16 protein-coding genes are annotated in these 16,971 nt (G+C 64.5%); 11 read left to right on the forward strand and 5 right to left on the reverse strand.

What is annotated here, in order from left to right; genetic code table 11:
* Nucleotides 1–41 precede the first annotated feature (41 nt).
* The gene (locus NK8_RS28545; RefSeq protein ID WP_213233102.1) at nucleotides 42–1,670 is read left to right on the forward strand and encodes an FGGY-family carbohydrate kinase; all 1,629 of its coding nucleotides are present in this window, start codon (nucleotides 42–44) and stop codon (nucleotides 1,668–1,670) included.
* Nucleotides 1,671–1,722: 52 nt separating this feature from the next.
* Here NK8_RS28545 and NK8_RS28550 read toward each other — a convergent pair whose 3' ends face one another.
* Together NK8_RS28550 and NK8_RS28555 are read right to left on the reverse strand one after the other, a co-directional pair.
* On the reverse strand, nucleotides 1,723–1,869 hold the full coding sequence (locus NK8_RS28550; protein ID WP_213233103.1) for a hypothetical protein: 147 nt from the start codon (nucleotides 1,867–1,869) through the stop codon (nucleotides 1,723–1,725).
* Nucleotides 1,870–1,965: 96 nt separating this feature from the next.
* Nucleotides 1,966–2,841, reverse strand: a complete 876-nt coding sequence (locus NK8_RS28555; RefSeq protein ID WP_213233104.1) for an IclR family transcriptional regulator — start codon at nucleotides 2,839–2,841, stop codon at nucleotides 1,966–1,968.
* Between the two features lie 285 nt (nucleotides 2,842–3,126).
* Between NK8_RS28555 and NK8_RS28560 the strand changes: the two genes are divergently transcribed.
* The 8 genes from NK8_RS28560 (at nucleotide 3,127) to NK8_RS28595 (ending at nucleotide 11,308) form a co-directional block, all read left to right on the forward strand.
* Nucleotides 3,127–4,218 (forward strand): ABC transporter ATP-binding protein, encoded by a 1,092-nt coding sequence (locus tag NK8_RS28560; RefSeq protein ID WP_213233105.1) that lies wholly within the window; start codon nucleotides 3,127–3,129, stop codon nucleotides 4,216–4,218.
* Nucleotides 4,211–5,128, forward strand: a complete 918-nt coding sequence (locus NK8_RS28565; RefSeq protein WP_213233106.1) for an ABC transporter permease — start codon at nucleotides 4,211–4,213, stop codon at nucleotides 5,126–5,128. The genes NK8_RS28560 and NK8_RS28565 overlap by 8 nt, the downstream gene beginning before the upstream one ends.
* 15 nt (nucleotides 5,129–5,143) lie before the next feature.
* On the forward strand, nucleotides 5,144–5,938 hold the full coding sequence (locus NK8_RS28570) for an ABC transporter permease (RefSeq protein ID WP_213233107.1): 795 nt from the start codon (nucleotides 5,144–5,146) through the stop codon (nucleotides 5,936–5,938).
* Between the two features lie 10 nt (nucleotides 5,939–5,948).
* A complete protein-coding gene (locus NK8_RS28575) occupies nucleotides 5,949–6,257 on the forward strand; it encodes a (2Fe-2S)-binding protein (RefSeq protein ID WP_213233108.1) in 309 nt (102 codons plus the stop codon).
* Nucleotides 6,254–7,678 (forward strand): NAD(P)/FAD-dependent oxidoreductase, encoded by a 1,425-nt coding sequence (locus tag NK8_RS28580; protein ID WP_213233109.1) that lies wholly within the window; start codon nucleotides 6,254–6,256, stop codon nucleotides 7,676–7,678. The genes NK8_RS28575 and NK8_RS28580 overlap by 4 nt, the downstream gene beginning before the upstream one ends.
* Nucleotides 7,671–8,816: an FAD-binding oxidoreductase gene (locus NK8_RS28585; RefSeq protein ID WP_213233110.1), complete on the forward strand. Its 1,146-nt coding sequence runs from the start codon at nucleotides 7,671–7,673 to the stop codon at nucleotides 8,814–8,816. Before NK8_RS28580 ends, NK8_RS28585 begins: the two co-directional genes overlap by 8 nt.
* A 15-nt stretch (nucleotides 8,817–8,831) precedes the next feature.
* On the forward strand, nucleotides 8,832–9,878 hold the full coding sequence (locus NK8_RS28590) for an ABC transporter substrate-binding protein (protein ID WP_213233111.1): 1,047 nt from the start codon (nucleotides 8,832–8,834) through the stop codon (nucleotides 9,876–9,878).
* Nucleotides 9,879–10,219: 341 nt separating this feature from the next.
* Nucleotides 10,220–11,308 (forward strand): branched-chain amino acid ABC transporter substrate-binding protein, encoded by a 1,089-nt coding sequence (locus NK8_RS28595; RefSeq protein WP_225936501.1) that lies wholly within the window; start codon nucleotides 10,220–10,222, stop codon nucleotides 11,306–11,308.
* A gap of 12 nt (nucleotides 11,309–11,320) precedes the next feature.
* Here NK8_RS28595 and NK8_RS28600 read toward each other — a convergent pair whose 3' ends face one another.
* Nucleotides 11,321–11,797 carry an Lrp/AsnC family transcriptional regulator gene (locus NK8_RS28600; protein ID WP_213233113.1) on the reverse strand — a complete coding sequence of 159 codons (477 nt, stop codon included), beginning with the start codon at nucleotides 11,795–11,797 and terminating at the stop codon, nucleotides 11,321–11,323.
* A gap of 137 nt (nucleotides 11,798–11,934) precedes the next feature.
* On the opposite strand from NK8_RS28600, the gene NK8_RS28605 reads away from it, so the two are divergent.
* Both NK8_RS28605 and NK8_RS28610 read left to right on the forward strand, forming a co-directional pair.
* On the forward strand, nucleotides 11,935–13,152 hold the full coding sequence (locus NK8_RS28605) for a diaminopropionate ammonia-lyase (protein WP_213233114.1): 1,218 nt from the start codon (nucleotides 11,935–11,937) through the stop codon (nucleotides 13,150–13,152).
* Between the two features lie 10 nt (nucleotides 13,153–13,162).
* The gene (locus tag NK8_RS28610; protein ID WP_213233115.1) at nucleotides 13,163–14,341 is read left to right on the forward strand and encodes a M20 aminoacylase family protein; all 1,179 of its coding nucleotides are present in this window, start codon (nucleotides 13,163–13,165) and stop codon (nucleotides 14,339–14,341) included.
* A 65-nt stretch (nucleotides 14,342–14,406) separates the two neighbouring features.
* On the opposite strand, the gene NK8_RS28615 is transcribed toward NK8_RS28610, so the two are convergent.
* Nucleotides 14,407–15,795 carry an MFS transporter gene (locus NK8_RS28615; RefSeq protein ID WP_213233116.1) on the reverse strand — a complete coding sequence of 463 codons (1,389 nt, stop codon included), beginning with the start codon at nucleotides 15,793–15,795 and terminating at the stop codon, nucleotides 14,407–14,409.
* A 21-nt stretch (nucleotides 15,796–15,816) separates the two neighbouring features.
* A complete protein-coding gene (locus NK8_RS28620; protein ID WP_213233117.1) occupies nucleotides 15,817–16,968 on the reverse strand; it encodes an FAD-dependent monooxygenase in 1,152 nt (383 codons plus the stop codon).
* Nucleotides 16,969–16,971: the final 3 nt, after the last annotated feature.

Consider the following 16,971-nt stretch of genomic DNA (forward strand, 5'->3'; position numbering starts at 1 on the left):
CCCCTCCCCGTCATGACCCAACTCCAACCACGGACAGAGAGATGAACGCAAGCAACCCGAGCGCCGGCGCACGCCATGTCATTGGTGTCGACGTGGGCACCGGCAGCGCACGCGCCGGAATTTTCGATGCCGCTGGCAATATGGCCGCCTCGGCGAAAAAGGACATTACGCTGTTCCATGAGAGCGGCGCCATCGTCGAGCAATCGAGCGGGGAAATCTGGAGCGCCGTCTGCCATGCCGTGAAGGAAGCGCTCGCGCAGGCGGCGATCGCGCCCGAGTCCGTCGCCGGCATAAGCTTCGACGCAACCTGTTCGCTCGTCGTGCTGGGCGATGGCGGCATGCCGCTGCCCGTGGGACCGTCGGAAGAGGCCGAGCGTGACATCGTGGTCTGGATGGATCATCGCGCGCTCGAGCAGGCGGCGCGCATCAACGCGACGGACCACGCAGTGCTGAAGTTCGTCGGCGGCAGAATCTCGCCGGAAATGGAAACGCCGAAGCTCCTGTGGCTTCTGGAAAACCGGCCGCGAACCTTTAACGCCGCGTGGCAGTTCTTCGATCTCACCGACTTTCTAACATGGCGCGCGACCGGCGATCTGTCGAGGTCGGTCTGCACCGTGACCTGCAAATGGACCTATCTCGCGCATGAGCGGCGCTGGGACGACAGCTATTTTCGGACCATCGGACTCGGCGCGCTGGCGGACGAGGACTTCGCGCGCATCGGTCAACAGGTGGTCGACCCGGGCACCCGACTCGGCAACGGCCTCACCGAACGTGCCGCCGCGGAGCTCGGCCTGATCGCCGGTACGCCGGTCGGCGCGGGTGTGATCGATGCCCATGCAGGCGGCATTGGCACCGTCGGCGCGCAAGGGAATCCAGAGTCCTGCCTGGCCTATGTATTCGGCACCTCGTCATGCACGATGACGACGACCGCGGAGCCGGTCTTCGTGCCCGGCGTCTGGGGGCCCTACTTCTCGGCGATGGTGCCGCAGGCCTGGCTCAACGAAGGCGGTCAGTCGGTCGCCGGGGCCGCGATCGAGCGCCTGCTCGCGATGCATCCCGCCGCCGCCGACGCCGGGAGGCGCGCGCAAGAGCGCGCCGAATCGCTTCCTGGCATGCTTGCCGGGCTCGCGGCCCAGGCGTCCGGAAGCCTGTCCGACGCGGTCAAGCTCGCGGACGGCCTGCACATCGTCCCCGAGTTCCTCGGCAACCGTGCGCCTTTCGCCGATCCGCACGCGCGCGCGGTCATCGCCGGTCTCGGCATGGAAACCGGCCTCGACAGTCTGATCGCGCTATATATCGCCGGCGTGTGCAGCATCGGTTACGGGCTGCGTCAGATCATCGAAGCGCAGGCTCAGGCCGGCGCGCCGATCGAGCGGGTGATGATCAGCGGCGGCGCGGGCCGGCTCGATCTGGTCCGTCAACTGCTCGCCGATGCGACCGGCAAGCCGGTGCTGGCCACCCAGGCCGAGGAGCCCGTGCTGCTCGGCGCTGCAATGCTCGGCGCCGTGGCGGGCAGCCTGTTCGACGACGTTCGCTCGGCGATGAGCGGCATGGCGCGCGTCAAGGAGACCTACTCGCCGGCAACCGGCGACCTCGCGCAATTGCACGATGCGCGATATCGCGCATTCATCCGCTTGCAGGCTTGCGCGCGGGAGATTCGCGAGGGTTAGTGCTGGCGTGGCGTGGTTAGTGGATCGAAGAGCCGCTGACACAACGATCGAGTCAAGTTCTCGTTTTATTGCCGCGCACGAAATGCAGCCCGAGCCGTGCTGCCATCGAGAGCATCGCAAGACTGATCGTCACGACGAGCATCAGCAGGTCGCTTTCCGACTGACGCATCTGCGCAATCGGCATCCTAATCGGATCCATGCGCTCGAGGCCGACATCGCATTAGTATCATTTCGCGCGCCTGCGCTTCCCCTTTAGAACACTCAGCGTTCGTGCGAGTGGAAAGCGTTCCGCCGCTTATTCCGCCGGCCCCGACAGCGGCCTGGTCGCCATCGCGCGCGTCAGGCCATGAGCCGGACGGCGCACGGCCACATCGAACGGATTAATTTGCGGTCCGAGCGCCTGCGCCTGGCGCTTCAGGAGTTCGACCACCATCGGCAGGCGGTCTTCGCCCAGGCGCGTTGACAGCGTGCCGACGCTCAACGCGCCGACCGCAAGCCCCGAGCGATCGAGGATCGGCACCGCGACGCCCGCCATGCCATCGATCAGCCCGCTGTTGCGCCCCGCGTAGCCTTGCGCGCGCACGCGCTCGATCTCGGTGCGCAGATAGACCTCGTCGAACACGCCATAGTTATGCAGCCGCGGCACGTTGAAGCGGATGATCTCCTCGCGCTCTTGCTGGGGTTGAAACGCGAGAATCGCGAGGCTGCCCTGCCCGACGCCCAGCGCCACGCGCCCGCCCACATCGCCGGTGAACGAGCGGATCGGGAACGGGCCTTCGCACATGTCGAGACATACCGCATCGAAGCTGCTCTTCACGAGCAGGAAGATGGTGTCGCCGAGACTCGCGCATAGCCGCAGCAACGCGGGCCGGCATAGCGTGCGCATCCGGCTCGGGTTGCCCGCCTGCGCCGCCAGCGAAAAGAAATCGACGCTCAGCCGATAACGCTTGCTCCCTTCGTCCTGTTCGACCACGCCTTCCGCGATCAGCGCATGCAGGATGCGATGCACGGTGGCCTGCGTCAGTCCCACCGCCTTCGCGAGCGCGGTGACGCGGCTACCTTCGGCCTGATCCGCGCCGAGCGCGCGAATCACGGCGAACGCACGCTGGAGCATGCCGACGCCCGGCGCGTCCGGCGCCTGCGTTCCGTTTCCTTCGTCAGAAGCCTTCATCTTCGCCTCGTGTATTCCATTCAACGGAATGTCCGCGCTCTGCATTTCTTCGCCCCTATTCGACCCGATTCAGCCGCGTTGCGCAATCTAAGGGATAACCCAAATCACGTTCATCGAAATAATTTCCCTTCTGGCGCTGCAAGAATTCCATTGTTCGAAATATATGGGCAAGTTTCACTCATCCAATGGAATTTGAAATTGACGCAATGAAATATGGCTAGCTAGAGTCGGTTCATCGGAATCAGTCGCACACAGGCGGCGCGCGACGCGCCGAAGGGGCAGGCCATGTCGTTCCTCACGTTGACCGATCTGTCGAAGTCGTTCGGCGATCTGCACGCCGTCGCCGACGTCAATCTGTCGGTCGAGAAAGGCGAATTCGTCTCGCTGCTCGGCCCTTCGGGCTGCGGCAAGACCACGACCTTGCAGATGATCGCGGGCTTCATCGAAGCGACGCGCGGGCGCATCATGCTCGACGGCCGCGACATCACGCACATGCGCCCCAACCGGCGCGGCCTCGGCATCGTGTTTCAGAGCTACGCGCTCTTTCCGCACATGAGCGTCGAGCAGAACGTGAGCTTCGGGCTGGAAATGCGCGGCATCGACAAGAACGAGCGCCGCGAGCGCGTGCGCGACGCGCTTTCGCTCGTGCGGCTCGACAAGTTCGCGCATCGCTTTCCGCGCGAGTTGTCGGGCGGGCAACGTCAACGCGTGGCGCTCGCGCGCGCGATCGTCATCGCGCCGCCCGTGCTGCTGCTCGACGAACCGATGTCCAACCTCGACGCGAAGCTGCGCGAGGACATGCAGTTCGAGTTGCGCGGCATTCAACGCAAGATCGGCACGACGACGATCATGGTCACGCACGATCAGTCCGAAGCGCTGTCGATCAGCGATCGCGTCGTCGTGATGGAAGCGGGCCGCATCACGCAGGTCGATACGCCCTATCGCGCGTACGAGCGTCCCGAGACGAGCTTCGTGTCCCAATTCATCGGCAAGGCCAACATGCTGCGCGGCACGATCGTCGCGCGCGACGGCGACGCCATTCGCATCGATCTCGGCCACGATCTCGCGGAGACCGGCTCGACTTCGCAGCTTCCGGAACGCGAGCGCGCGATCGGCGTCGGCGATGCGGTCACCGTGTGCATCCGCCCGGAAAAACTGAGGCTCGGCGCGGCGGGCAGCGGACGTCTGCCGGGCCGCGTGACGAGCCGCTTCTTTCTCGGCAGCCAGTGGCTTTACCGGCTCGACAGCCGCGCGGGCGAAATGCTCGTGTGCTGCCAGAATCACGGCGACGAGCCGCTCGACGAAGGCGCGCAAGTGGGCATCGACTGGAACACAGAGTCGATCCGCTTCATCCAGCAGGAGGCCGCCCGTGGATAGCACGCTGCGTTCTTCCGAATCTGCGTCGACGGCGGAATCGAACAGCGCCCGGCGTGCGCCGTGGCATGCGTATCTGCCGCTCTGGATGATGAGCGCGCCCGCGCTGCTGCTTTTTGCGGTGCTCGTGATCGTGCCGCTCGCAATGACGCTCGCGCTCACGTTCTATCGATTCGATCCCGCGATCGGCCCCGTCGCCGCGTTCGATCTGCATAACTACGCCGAAGTGCTCGGCTCGTCGTACTTCCACACGATCTTCGCGCGCACGTTCGGCATCGCCGCGCTGGTGACCTTGCTGTGTGTCGTGATCGGCACGCCCGAGGCGTACATCCTGTCGCGCATGGGCGATCCCTGGCGCTCCATCTTCCTGCTGGTGATTCTCGCGCCGCTGCTGGTTTCGGTCGTCGTGCGCGCGTTCGGCTGGAGCATGCTGCTCAACGTGAACGGGCTCGTGAATCAGCTGCTCGGCGCGTTCGGCTTCGGTCCGTACAAGCTGCTCTATACGACGTTCGCGATCGTCATCGCGCTGGTTCACGTGATGCTGCCTTTCATGGTGATTCCGGTGTGGACCGCGCTGCAACGTATCGATCCGCAGACGGAAAACGCCGCGCTCTCACTGATGGCGTCGCCCGCCGTCACGCTGTGGCGCATCGTGCTGCCGCAACTCGTGCCGGGGATTCTGTCGGGCAGTCTGATGGTGTTCGGCCTGTCCGCGAGCGCCTTCGCGATTCCGGGCCTGCTTGGCGGACGCCGTCTGAAGGTCGCGGCCACGACCGTCTACGACCAGTTCCTCAGTTCGATGAACTGGCCGCTCGGCGCGACCATCGCGGTGCTCTTGCTCATCGCCAATCTGGTGGTGATGCTCACTTATTATCGCGTGCTCGAGCGGCGCTATACGCGCAGCATGGGCTGAACGAGGCGATCCATCATGCGCAAAAACGGTCCCGTCGCGCTGGCGTTCCACACGATCGTGATCCTTTTCGTGCTGGCGCCGCTCGTCATCGTCATGCTGGTCGCGTTCACGCCCGAAGAAACGCTGACGCTGCCCACGCACGGCCTCTCGCTGCGCTGGTTCCGCGCGATTCTCGATTATCCCGACTTCATCTCGGCGTTCTTCAACAGCGTGAAGCTCGCGTTCGCGTCGGCGACGCTGTCGCTCGTGATCGCCTTGCCCGCCGGACTCGCGATCGGCCGCGCGCGCTTTCCGGGGCGCGGCTTCCTGAACGGGCTGCTGCTCTCGCCGCTCGTGATTCCAGGCCTCGTACTCGGCATCGCGATGCTGCGCTTCTTCGCGATGATCGGCGCGACCGGCTCGTTCGCGTGGCTGATCCTCGCGCACATGGTCGTCATCACGCCGTTCGTGATGCGGCTCGTGCTCGCGTCGGTGAGCGGCATGGACCGCAGCATCGAGCACGCCGCGGCGTCGCTCGGCGCGAGTGCGTGGACGACCTTCCGCCGCGTCACGCTGCCGATGATCCTGCCCGGCATCACCGGCGGCTGGCTGCTCGCGTTCATCAACAGCTTCGACGAGCTGACGATGTCGGTCTTCGTCACGTCTCCGCAAACGGTCACGCTGCCGGTGCGCATGTACATGTACGCGACCGAATCGATCGATCCGATGATGGCGTCGGTCTCGGCGCTCGTCATCTTCATCACCGCGGGCGCGATGCTGATTCTCGACCGCGTGTACGGGCTCAACCGCATTCTGATCGGCCAGCACTGAACCCACACTCATGAGCACCGCCACGATTCATCATGCGCCGCAGTTCGTTCGTCTCGATGAGACCGATCGCGCACGCATTCCCTTCGTTCTCGATGGCGTGCCGGCCGAAGCGCTCGCGGGCGATACGCTCCTGACCGCCATCCTCATGCAGCAACGGCATGTCCGGCATAGCGAATTCAGCGGCAAGCCGCGCGCGGGCTTCTGCCTGATCGGCGCGTGTCAGGACTGCTGGGTGCGCGGCGAGGACGGCAAGCGCATGCGCGCATGCTCGACGCGCATCGAAGCGGGCATGCGCGTCGTCACGGAGGACGCGCGATGACCGGCGCGCACCGTGTGGTGATCGTCGGCGCAGGACCGGCCGGCATTCGCGCGGCGGAAACGCTCGTCGCGGCAGGGTTGCGGCCGGTCGTCATCGATGAAAACGCGCGCTGGGGCGGTCAGATCTATCGGCAGCCGCCTGCCGACGCGGGCTTCAAACGCAGTGCAGCGACGCTCTACGGCTTCGAGGCGAAGAAGGCCGAAGCCGTGCACAGCGCCATGGCGAAGCTGCTGCCGAAGATCGACTACCGCCCCGACACGCTCGCGTGGGCGTGCGAGCAGAACCGCCTCGACACCCTTCACGCGGGACGCGAGGCGAGCGTGCCGTTCACGCATCTGATCATCGCGAGCGGCGCGACGGATCGCGTCGTGCCGGTCCCCGGCTGGACGCTCGCGGGCGTCTTCACGCTCGGCGGCGCGCAGGTCGCGTTGAAGGCGCAAGGTTGCGCGATCGGTTCGCGTGTCGTGTTCGCGGGCACCGGGCCACTCCTGTATCTCGTCGCTTATCAATACGCGAAAGCGGGCGCGCGGGTCGCGGCCGTGCTCGATACCAGCCCGTTCTCGCGTCAGGTCGCCGCCGCGCCGCGCCTGTTGAACCAGCCTGCGACGTTCGCCAAGGGCCTGTATTACGTCGCATGGCTGCAGGCGCATGGCGTGCGTATCGAACGTGGCGTGACGCTCGATAACATCGACGGCGACGATGCCGTGCGCGGCATCCGCTGGCGCACGCATCGCGGCGCGCCTCGCACCCTCGACTGCGATGCCGTCGGCATGGGCTTCGGCCTTCGCCCCGAAACGCAGCTCGCGGATCTCGCCGGATGCCGCTTTCGCTTCGACGCGCTCAATCGCTGCTGGCTCCCGGAACGCGACGCGGCGGGCCGCAGTTCGGAACCCAACGTGTACCTCGCCGGCGACGGCGCGGGCATCGCCGGTGCGGACGCCGCCGAACTCGCGGGACGGCGCGCCGCGCTGGCGCTGATCGAAGACATCGGCATCACGACGCACGAACGCGCTCAGCCCGATGCAAGGAAGCTCGAACGCGAACTCGAACGCATTGCCGCTTTCCGTGCAGGCATCGAGCATGCATTCGCACCGCCCGCGAACGCCGCGCAGGACTGGCCCGACGACATGACCGTGTGCCGCTGCGAGGAAGTGAGCGCCGGCACCATGCGCGCGTGCATCCGCAGCGGGCTCGCCACGGAAGTCAACCGGCTGAAGGCGCTCACGCGCATTGGCATGGGCCGCTGTCAGGGCCGCATGTGCGGCGAATCCGCCATTGCGCTGCTCGCCGCGGAAACCGGCAAGCCGCTCGCCGTTGTCGGCCGTCTGCGCAGCCAGGCGCCCATCAAACCCATCCCGATCACACCGATGCTCTACGACGACGGCGTGCAGGTGCAGCCCGAGGAAGCCCACGATGAGTGACGCGCGCCCGGGTGTGAGTCACTACGATGTGGTGATCGCGGGCGGCGGGCTCGTCGGCTCGTCGACGGCGCTTGCGCTTGCCAACGCGGGCATGCGCGTCGCGCTGATCGAACGGCGCTTTTGCGGCGCGCAGGCGAGCGGCGTGAACTACGGCGGCGTGCGCACGCAGGGACGCACGGAAGAACAGTTGCCGCTCGCCGTGCGCGCGCGGCGCGTGTATGGCCGCCTGCCCGAGCTGATCGGCATCGACGGCGAGATGGTCATGTCGGGTCATCTGCGTCTCGCGCGCTACGAAGCCGATCTCGACGTGCTCGATCGATGGTCCGCGATGGCGCGCGAACACGGCGTTCAATCGCAGGTGATGAGCGGCGCCGCATTCCGCAAGCGCTATCCGTGGCTCGGAACTGCGGCGATCGGCGGCTCGCTCTGCCCGAGCGACGGCCACGCGAATCCGCGTCTCGTCTCGCCGGGTTTCGCGCATGCCGCCCGGCGCGCGGGCGCCGAGGTGCGCGAGCAGACCGAGCTTGCCGACATCGTCTTCGACGGCACGCGCTTTCAGATGCGCGCGGGCAATGAACGCATCAGCGCCCACTGGCTCGTCAACAGCGCGGGCGCGTGGGCGAATCGCATTGCGGGAAGTTTCGGCGAAAGCGTGCCGATGAAGGCCATCTATCCGAACATGTGGGTGACCGAGCCGCTGCCGCTCTTTATCGGGCACAGTCTCGGCGTGGTGGGCGGCGGCATCTATGCGCGGCAGGTGGAGCGCGGTAACTGCGTGATCGGCGGCGGACGCGGACATGGCGATGGCGAGTACGCGCAGCCATCGACGGCGACGACGCGTGCCGTGATGCGCGACGCGTGCGCCCTGCTGCCCGCATTGCGCGATGCGCTTCTGATTCGCACGTGGAGCGGCGTCGAGGGCGAGACGCCCGACAACAATCCGGTCATCGGACCAAGCCGCACCACGCCGCGCCTGCTTCATGCTTTCGGATTTTCGGGCGGCGGCTTCCTGCTTGCGCCCGGCGTCGGCGAAGTGCTCGCCGAGCTCGTCACGCAGGGCGAAACCAGCACGCCGATCGAGGCCTTTTCGATCGGACGGTTCAGTTCGATGCCACTTTCCGCCATCCCCCAGTCATAACAAGGAAAATTCCCGATGAAGCTGCCCCGCACACTCGTTTCGCTCGCCACGCTCGTTGCACTCGGCGCGTCGTCTTACGCCTGGTCGCAGAGCAAGACCATCTACATCGGCATGAACGGCGGGCCGATGGAAAAGGCCTACACGAGCCAGGTCCTGCCCGACTTCGAAAAGGCCAACAACGTAAAGGTCGTCGTGGTGCCGGGCACATCGTCCGACGTACTCGCAAAGCTGCTCGCGAACCGCAACAGCCCGCAGATCCACGTCGCCTTCCTCGATGACGGCGTGATGGCGCGCGCCGTCAGCATGGGCGTGTGCCAGAAGCTCGACGATGCGCCCGTGCTCAAGGAGCTGTATCCGTTCGCGCGCCTGAAGGATGACATGGGCGCGGGCGTGCAGCTCGGCATGACCGGCATCGGCTACAACACGAAGCTCTTCAAGGAAAAGGGCTGGGCGCCGCCTGCCTCGTGGCTCGATTTCGCCGATCCGAAGTACAAGGGCAAGGTCGTGTTCCAGTCGGCGTCGAGCAGCACCTTCGGCCTGCATGGTTTCCTCGCGCTCAACCGCTTGTGGGGCGGTAGCGAGAAGAACGTCGAACCCGGCTTCAGCAAATGGGCAACGACGGTCGGTCCGAATGTCGTCGAATACATTCCGAACTCGGCGAAGCTCTCGGAAATGATCACGACGGGCGAAGCCGGCCTCTTCCCGCTCACGCCGACCGCCATCGGCGATCTCAAGGACAAGGGCCTGCCGGTGGCCTACGTGGCGCCGAAGGAAGGCGCTGTGCTGCTGCTCGTGGATGTGTGCGTCGTGAAGAACAATCCGGACCCGGCGCTCGCGCAGAAGCTCGCGCAATACCTGTTGTCCGCGCCCGCGCAGACGAAGGCGGCGGAGGCCGGCAAGCAGATTCCCACCAACACGCAGGCGAAGATGACGCCGGACATGGAGAAGAATCTTGGCGACCTGAACGCGCTCGTGAAGAAGGTGACCGTGGTGGACTGGGACTCGATCAACGCGAATCGCGCGCAGTGGGATCAGCGATGGAATCAGCAGATCGAGAAGTAAGGCATCGTCTGCCGGATTCGCACTGACATCGGGCAGTGCGATCCGGTGTCTTCCTCGAACGACACGACCGACTGGTATCACCGACTGACGACCGGCCCCGACGAGCGAGGCATATCCGACTCGTCGGGGCGTCCTGAGAAAAATAATCACTGAATGCGACGTAATCGGGAGTTTTTTGCGTCATCACCTCCCGCTTCGATATTGGCGATCGCGACGGTTTCGTAGGATTGAGATACCGGATTCAAGCGGTTTCTCTGCACCTCCTACTCGAGATCAATGCCATGCGCTTCCGCCCTGCTGCTTCATGCCTCCCGTCCTGCCTGCTATCGGCGACGTTGCTTGTGCCGTTCGTTCACGCTCACGCCGATGTCGCGGTCAGAATCGGTCAGGTCTCTCCACTGACGGGCGAGCTTGCTCACATTGGCAAGGACGATGAGAACGGCGTGCGCCTCGCCATCGAAGATCTGAACGCGAAAAAAGTACGCATTGGCGGTCAGACGATCACATTCGAACTCGATTCACAGGACGATGCCGCCGACCCGAAAACGGCCGTGACCGTGGCACAGAAACTCATCGATGATCGCGTGGCGGGTGTCGTCGGACACGCGAATTCGGGCACGTCCATCCCCGCATCGCGTATCTATGCCGATGCCGGCATCCCGATGATCACGGAGTCCGCCACCAACCCCAAGCTCACGGCGCAGGGTTTTCAGTCAGTGTTTCGAATGGTCGCCAACGATGTGCGTCAGGGCACGGTGATCGGCACTTACCTCGTACGCGATCTGCACGCGAGCAAAGTCGCCATCGTCGATGACCGCACTGCCTACGGCCAGGGTCTCGCGGACGAGGTCGAGAAGGCAGTGAAAGCAGCGGGCGGCACAGTCGTCGCGCGCGAATACGGCACCGACAAGACCACCAACTGGATGAGCGTGCTCACGACCATCAAAAGCGCGGCGCCCACGGGCATCGTCTTCACGGGCGGTGACACGCAGGCGGCGGCCTTCGCGCAGCAGGCGCAGAGGCTTGGCATCAAGGCCAAACTCATCGCCGGCGATGAGGCCTGCACGCCGCAATACATCACGCTCGCGGGACAAGCCATGAATGCCGACAAATACTGCACGCTCGCCGGCGTGCCACGCGCGCAGATGCCGGGCGGCGAGGCATTCTTCAAGCGCTATCAGCAACGCTTCGGCGTCCCCGTGCAACTGTATGCGCCCTACGCCTACGATGCCGTGATGGCGATGGCCGCTGCCATGCAAGCCGCCGACTCCACTGACCCCCACGTCTATTTGCCGAAGCTGCGCGCTTTATCGATGAGCGGCGTCACGGGCGCGATCCGTTTCGACGACAAAGGCGACATGCAGAACGGCGCGATCACCGTGCGCCAGTTCGGTAATGGCGCTTGGAACGATCTGAGCGTGGTGCGCTGACGACCGTTCTGGTTACTCGTCGATCGAAACAGGAACACCAAGACCCACTTTCACGCGGCTCATGCTCACGAGCGTCTTGAAGCGCTTGACATTGTTGTTCGAGAAGAACAACTGCCGCGTGAGTTCCGTGTATTGATCCATGTTATGCACCGTGAGGACGAGCACGAAATCCCATTCACCCGCAACGTAGTAGCACTGTTGAACGAATGGACACTGAGCGAAGCTGCGTTTCATGGCATCGAGCAAATCGATCTGTTCGCTCTCGACTTCGACCATCGTGACGATGGTGAGTGCACAACCTACTTTCTCCGGCGAGACCACTGCGGCATAGCGTTCGATTACGCGTTCGTCGACGAGACGTCGCAGCCGTCGGTTGACGGCGGCTGTCGAGAGGTTCACGCGCGTGCCAAGCTCGTTCTGGGGAATCTGAGCATCTTGCTGCACTTCCACCAGCAGCTTGCGATCGAAGTTGTCGAGCGAAACGGTCATGGCGGCGCCTTCAGAAGAAATGAGATTTTTTTGCGTGAACCCGTCGATTTATCGAATCGAATTGACGATCAACCTGAATATTATTTTGCTTGCACACCATATCGTCAACTTATCAAATACCAGAGAGCGCATTTCCGATGCTGACTTCCAATACCCGCGCGAGCCGGGCGCCCTATTCATTGCACGAGATTCTCAACAAGGCCGCAGCCGACGAGAGCCGCGCATGGCTCGCTGCGTGGCCGCTGCTCAACTCCGGTCCCACGCCGTTATGGACGATGCCGGATGCGGCCGAGCGCCTTGGGCTGGCTTCGCTGCATGTGAAGGATGAATCGCTGCGTTCGCCGCTTGGCAGCTTCAAGGCGCTAGGTGCGCCCATCGCGCTCATGCGCCTCGTCAAGCGGCTGTGGCACACGCACGATCTGGATCCGTGCGCGCTCGCGGAAGGCCGGCATGCCGCGCTGCTTGCGCACCTGACCGTGGCGAGCGCCACCGACGGCAATCATGGCAAGGCCCTGGCCGCCGCCGCGCGATCGTTCGGGTGCCAATGCGTGATCGTGCTGCACGCGCATGTGAGCGAAGAACGCGAGCGCGCGATCGCGAAAGAAGGTGCACGCATCGTGCGTGTCGAAGGCAACTATGATGCGTCGGTCGCCGAGGCTGCGCGGCTTGCGCACGATAACGGCTGGCATGTCGTATCCGATACTTCATACGATGGCTACACCGAGATTCCGCGCGATGTCATGCAAGGCTATGGCGTCATAGCGGCCGAAGTCCTCGAGCAGACCGCGAGCACGCGCGAGACGCCCGCCTTTACGCATGTCATTGTGCAAGGCGGCGTGGGCGGCCTGGCTGCTGGTGTGGCGAGTTATCTGTGGGAATGGCATGGGGCGCGGCGGCCCCGCTTCATCGTCGCCGAGCCGCAACAGGCGGACTGTCTGTATCAGAGCGCAATCGCGGGTCACGCCTCCCGCGCCACCGGTTCGGTCGATTCGATCATGGCGGGTCTCGCGTGCGGCGAGGCGTCCCCGCTTGCGTGGCGCGTCCTGCAACCGTGCATCGATACCTTCATGACGATCGACGATGCCGATGCCGTACGGGCCATGCGCGCGCTCGCCGAAGGCGGGCTGCGCGACGCGCCTGTCGTCGCAGGCGAATCGGGCGCGGCAGGTTACGCGGCGCTCTCGGTGCTCATGCAGGATGCATCCGCCGCTACGAGCGCTGGAATGGACGAGCACTCGCGCGTACTCGTCATCAACACAGAAGGTGCGACCGCGCCCGCGCTATACCGGGAACTGACGGGCCACGATCCTCGCGACGTGCTTGAACGTCAGCGCCGCGCCGCGTCATCGAATTAAGGAGCACGCCATGGAAACCTCGCTTCAGGCACAGTTGCAGCACTGGCGCCGGCATCTCCACCAGAATCCCGAGACGGGATTCGAAGAGCATCGCACGGCCGACTACACCGCAGGCATTCTGAGCGCGCTGGGTTATGAGGTGGTGCGCGGCATCGGCGGAACGGGCTTCGTCGCCAGTCTGCGCGCGGGCACGAGCGAACGGGCGATCGGCCTGCGCGCCGACATGGATGCGCTTGCGATTGCCGAGCACGCGCCCGGCCGCGCTCACGCCTCGCGCGCGCCAGGCAAGATGCACGCATGCGGCCACGACGGTCATATGGCGATGTCGCTTGGCGCCGCACGACTGCTTGCCGAACGCCGTGACTTCGATGGCACCGTGCGCTTCATCTTCCAGCCGGCGGAAGAACACGGACGCGGTGCAAAGGCGATGATGGCCGATGGCTTGTTCGAACGCTTTCCCGTCGATGCCATCTTTGGCGCGCACAACATGCCGGGCATGGAGGCTGGCACCTTTGCCACCCGCGCCGGCGGCATCATGGCGAGCGAGGACAACTTCGTCATTCGGATCGAGGCGCGCGGCACGCATGCTGCGCGTCCGCATATGGGCGTCGATCCGATCGTCATCGGTTCGCAGATAGTGATGGCGTTGCAAGGCATCGTTTCGCGCAACGTCGATCCGTCGCAGTCAGCGGTCGTCTCGTGCACCGAGTTCATCACTGACGGATTGCGCAATGTAATTCCTTCGAACGTCGTCATCAAGGGCGATACCCGCAGTTATTCGACCGATGTGCAACGTCTGCTCGAAACGCGCATGCGCGAACTGAGCGAAGGACTCTGCCACGCACACGGTGCTCGCTGTACTGTCGAATACACCCACGAATTCGCGCCGACGGTCAATTCGTGCGAATGGGTCGATATCGCTGCATGGGCGGCTGCGCAAGTGGCCGGAGCCGATGCCGTCGATCGCGACGTCCCGCCGATGATGATCTCCGAGGATTTCGGAGCGTTCCTGCAGGCGATTCCGGGCAATTTCATGTTCATCGGTAACGGCGCGAACGGCGAGACGGGCAGTACGCCGTTGCACAACGCAAGTTATGACTTCAACGATGAGATTCTTACGACGGGCGCACGTTATTTCGCGGAAGTAGCTCGACTCGCGCTGAAAAGCGCAGTCGCTTGTGAAGCGTAAGTCTGAGCATCGTCCGCGGAACGCGGACGATGGTGTGATCAATGCCGACCGAAGCGGCGGATCGACTATGAGCCTATCTCGGCACCGGGCATGTCCAGTGCGACGTCCGCGCCAGACGAAGCCGCCGGGATCCGCGCTCGACGGACGCCGGCGAAGAAGATACCCGCGCCGGACAGTGTCGCGGGTACTGCCAGGATGAGATAGAGCGCTGCGTTGGACCAGCCCGCGGACAGCATCAACGCGCCACCAAACGATCCCGCGATCGCACCGATCCGCCCGACACCGAGCGCCCATGCCACGCCCGTCGCCCGGCTCGATGTCGGATAGAACCCCGATGCGATGACATTCGCGCAAACCTGCGAGCCGCTCACGCAAAAGCCTGTCAGGAAGATGCCCGCGGCAAGCCACCAGGCCGAGCCCGCAACCGCGAGCGATGCGACCGCCGCCGCGCCGATGAGATAAGCCGCGCTCACGACCTTGTAGGCGTCGAACCGGTCGATCATGACGCCCAGCACGATCGCCCCAAGCACGCCGCCGCCTTGCAGCAGGCCCGCGAAAACCGACGCCTGTTTGAGGGACAAGCCTGAACGCGCTCCGAGAATCGGGAGCCAGTTGATCAGCATGTACAGCAGCAGCAGGCTCATGAAGAACGCGAGCCACAGTAGCAGCGTCCCACGCCGATAATCGGGATCGAAGAGCCGTCTGACGGGCGAAGCATGGGCCCGCTCGTCGGATGCGAGGTAGCGTTGCCCGGCTGCCGCGCGATCCGGCGCCACGCGTTTCAGGATCGCTGCGATACGCGTTTCGTTGCCCTTGCCGAGCGCGAGGAAACGAACCGATTCGGGCAACGCGAACCACAAGACCGGCGCCAGCATCAACGGAAGCAGCCCGCCGATCACCAGCACGCCGCGCCAGCCGAACTCCGCGACGAGATACGCCGTGACCACGCCGCCCAGCGCGGAGCCCAGCGAAAAGCCGCAGAACATCAAGGTCAGCAAGGTACCGCGCCGCCGCTCCGGACTGAATTCCGATGTGAGCGTGATCGCACTCGGCATCGCGCCGCCGAGTCCGAAGCCAGTCAGGAACCGCAGCGCGACCAGCCACACGATGTCTGGCGCCGCCGCCGATGCGAGGCACGCCGCGCCGAACCACGCGACCGAGAGGATCAGCACGCCGCGCCGCCCCATGCGGTCCGCCAACGGCCCGCTCAGGAACGCGCCCATCATCAGACCGAGCAGACCGGCGCTGAAAAGCGGCCCGAGCGCCATCACCGACAGGTTCCAGTCACTGCGCACATGCGGCGCGATGAAGCCGATGATGGCGATATCGAATCCATCCAGCGCCACGATCAGAAAGCACAGCAGCCCGATCATGATCTGGAAGCGCGATACGCGCGCCTCGTCGATGATGTCGCGCACGTTCACCGGCTCGCGCCGCAATTCCTTGGCGTCCATGAAGTCTCCTTGACGTATTGCTCAGACGTGCGCGGTTTCCGCTTTGCCGGCGGCGATGGCTTCCACCTGCTCGATGAACGCCGGATCGCGCTCGCGAAGGTCTTCGTGACTGACCCGCCCGGTGCGTCGCATGTAGTCGTAGGCGAAGCCGACGGGATCGAGGTTCATGCGGGTATCGACGGACTCGTACCACTCGAGACTCTTGCGCGCCGCGTCCTGAAAGCGATTCGAAGCGTCCTTTCGGCTTGCCTCAAAAGCGGCGAAGGCGGCGGGAACGTCATCGCGATGAACCGATAGCGCTTCGCACAGCGCGATGGCGTCCTGCATCGCCATGCGCGTGCCCGAGCCGAGCGAGAAATGCACGCTGCGCAGTGCGTCGCCGAGCAGTACCACGTTGCCGTGCGACCAGCGTGCATTGCTGACTACTTTGGCCTGAAACCATTGCGAGCGGTTCGTCAACAGCGGCTCGCCTTGCAGGTCTTCCGCGAAGACTTGCTCGCAGAACGCGCGACTCTGATCCTCGGTGGCAGTGTCCAGCCCGCAACGCCGCCACGTCTGCGGATCGACCTCGACAAGAAAGGTCGAATGCGTCTTGCTGTACTGGTAGGCATGTGCGATGAACACGCCCTGCGGCGTCTCGCGGAAGATCAGCGACACGGGGTGAAACAGACGCGTCGTGCCGTACCACGCGAACTTGTTGCGCCGTTCGTCGAAGCTCGGCTGGAAGTGTTCGGCAAGACGCGCGCGCACCTCGCTATTCACGCCGTCTGCGGCGACGACGACATCGTAGTCTGCCAGCGCGGCCGGATCGCTCACGCAACTTTTGTAGCGCACGTCGACGCCGGTGTCGCGGCACGCCTGCTGCAACACGGTCAGCAAATCGATGCGCGATGTGCGCGAGAAATGGTTATTCGAAAGACGCACCGGCACGCCGCGATGCACGATTTCCATATAGTCGCAGCGCTCGTGATGCGCTGTGAATTTGCGAAAGAACGCCTCGTCCGCTTCCTTCAGAAAGCTCAGCGCGACGTCGGAGAACACGACCCCCCAGCCATACGTCGCACCCGCGTCGTTGCGTTCGTGAACCACGATCTCGTCGCCGGGGTGACGCTGCTTCATCAGCATCGAGAAATAGAGTCCGGCGGGGCCGCCACCAATCACCGCGATCTTCATGAT

It is taken from the genome of Caballeronia sp. NK8, from assembly GCF_018408855.1.
Classification (GTDB): Bacteria; Pseudomonadota; Gammaproteobacteria; order Burkholderiales; family Burkholderiaceae; genus Caballeronia.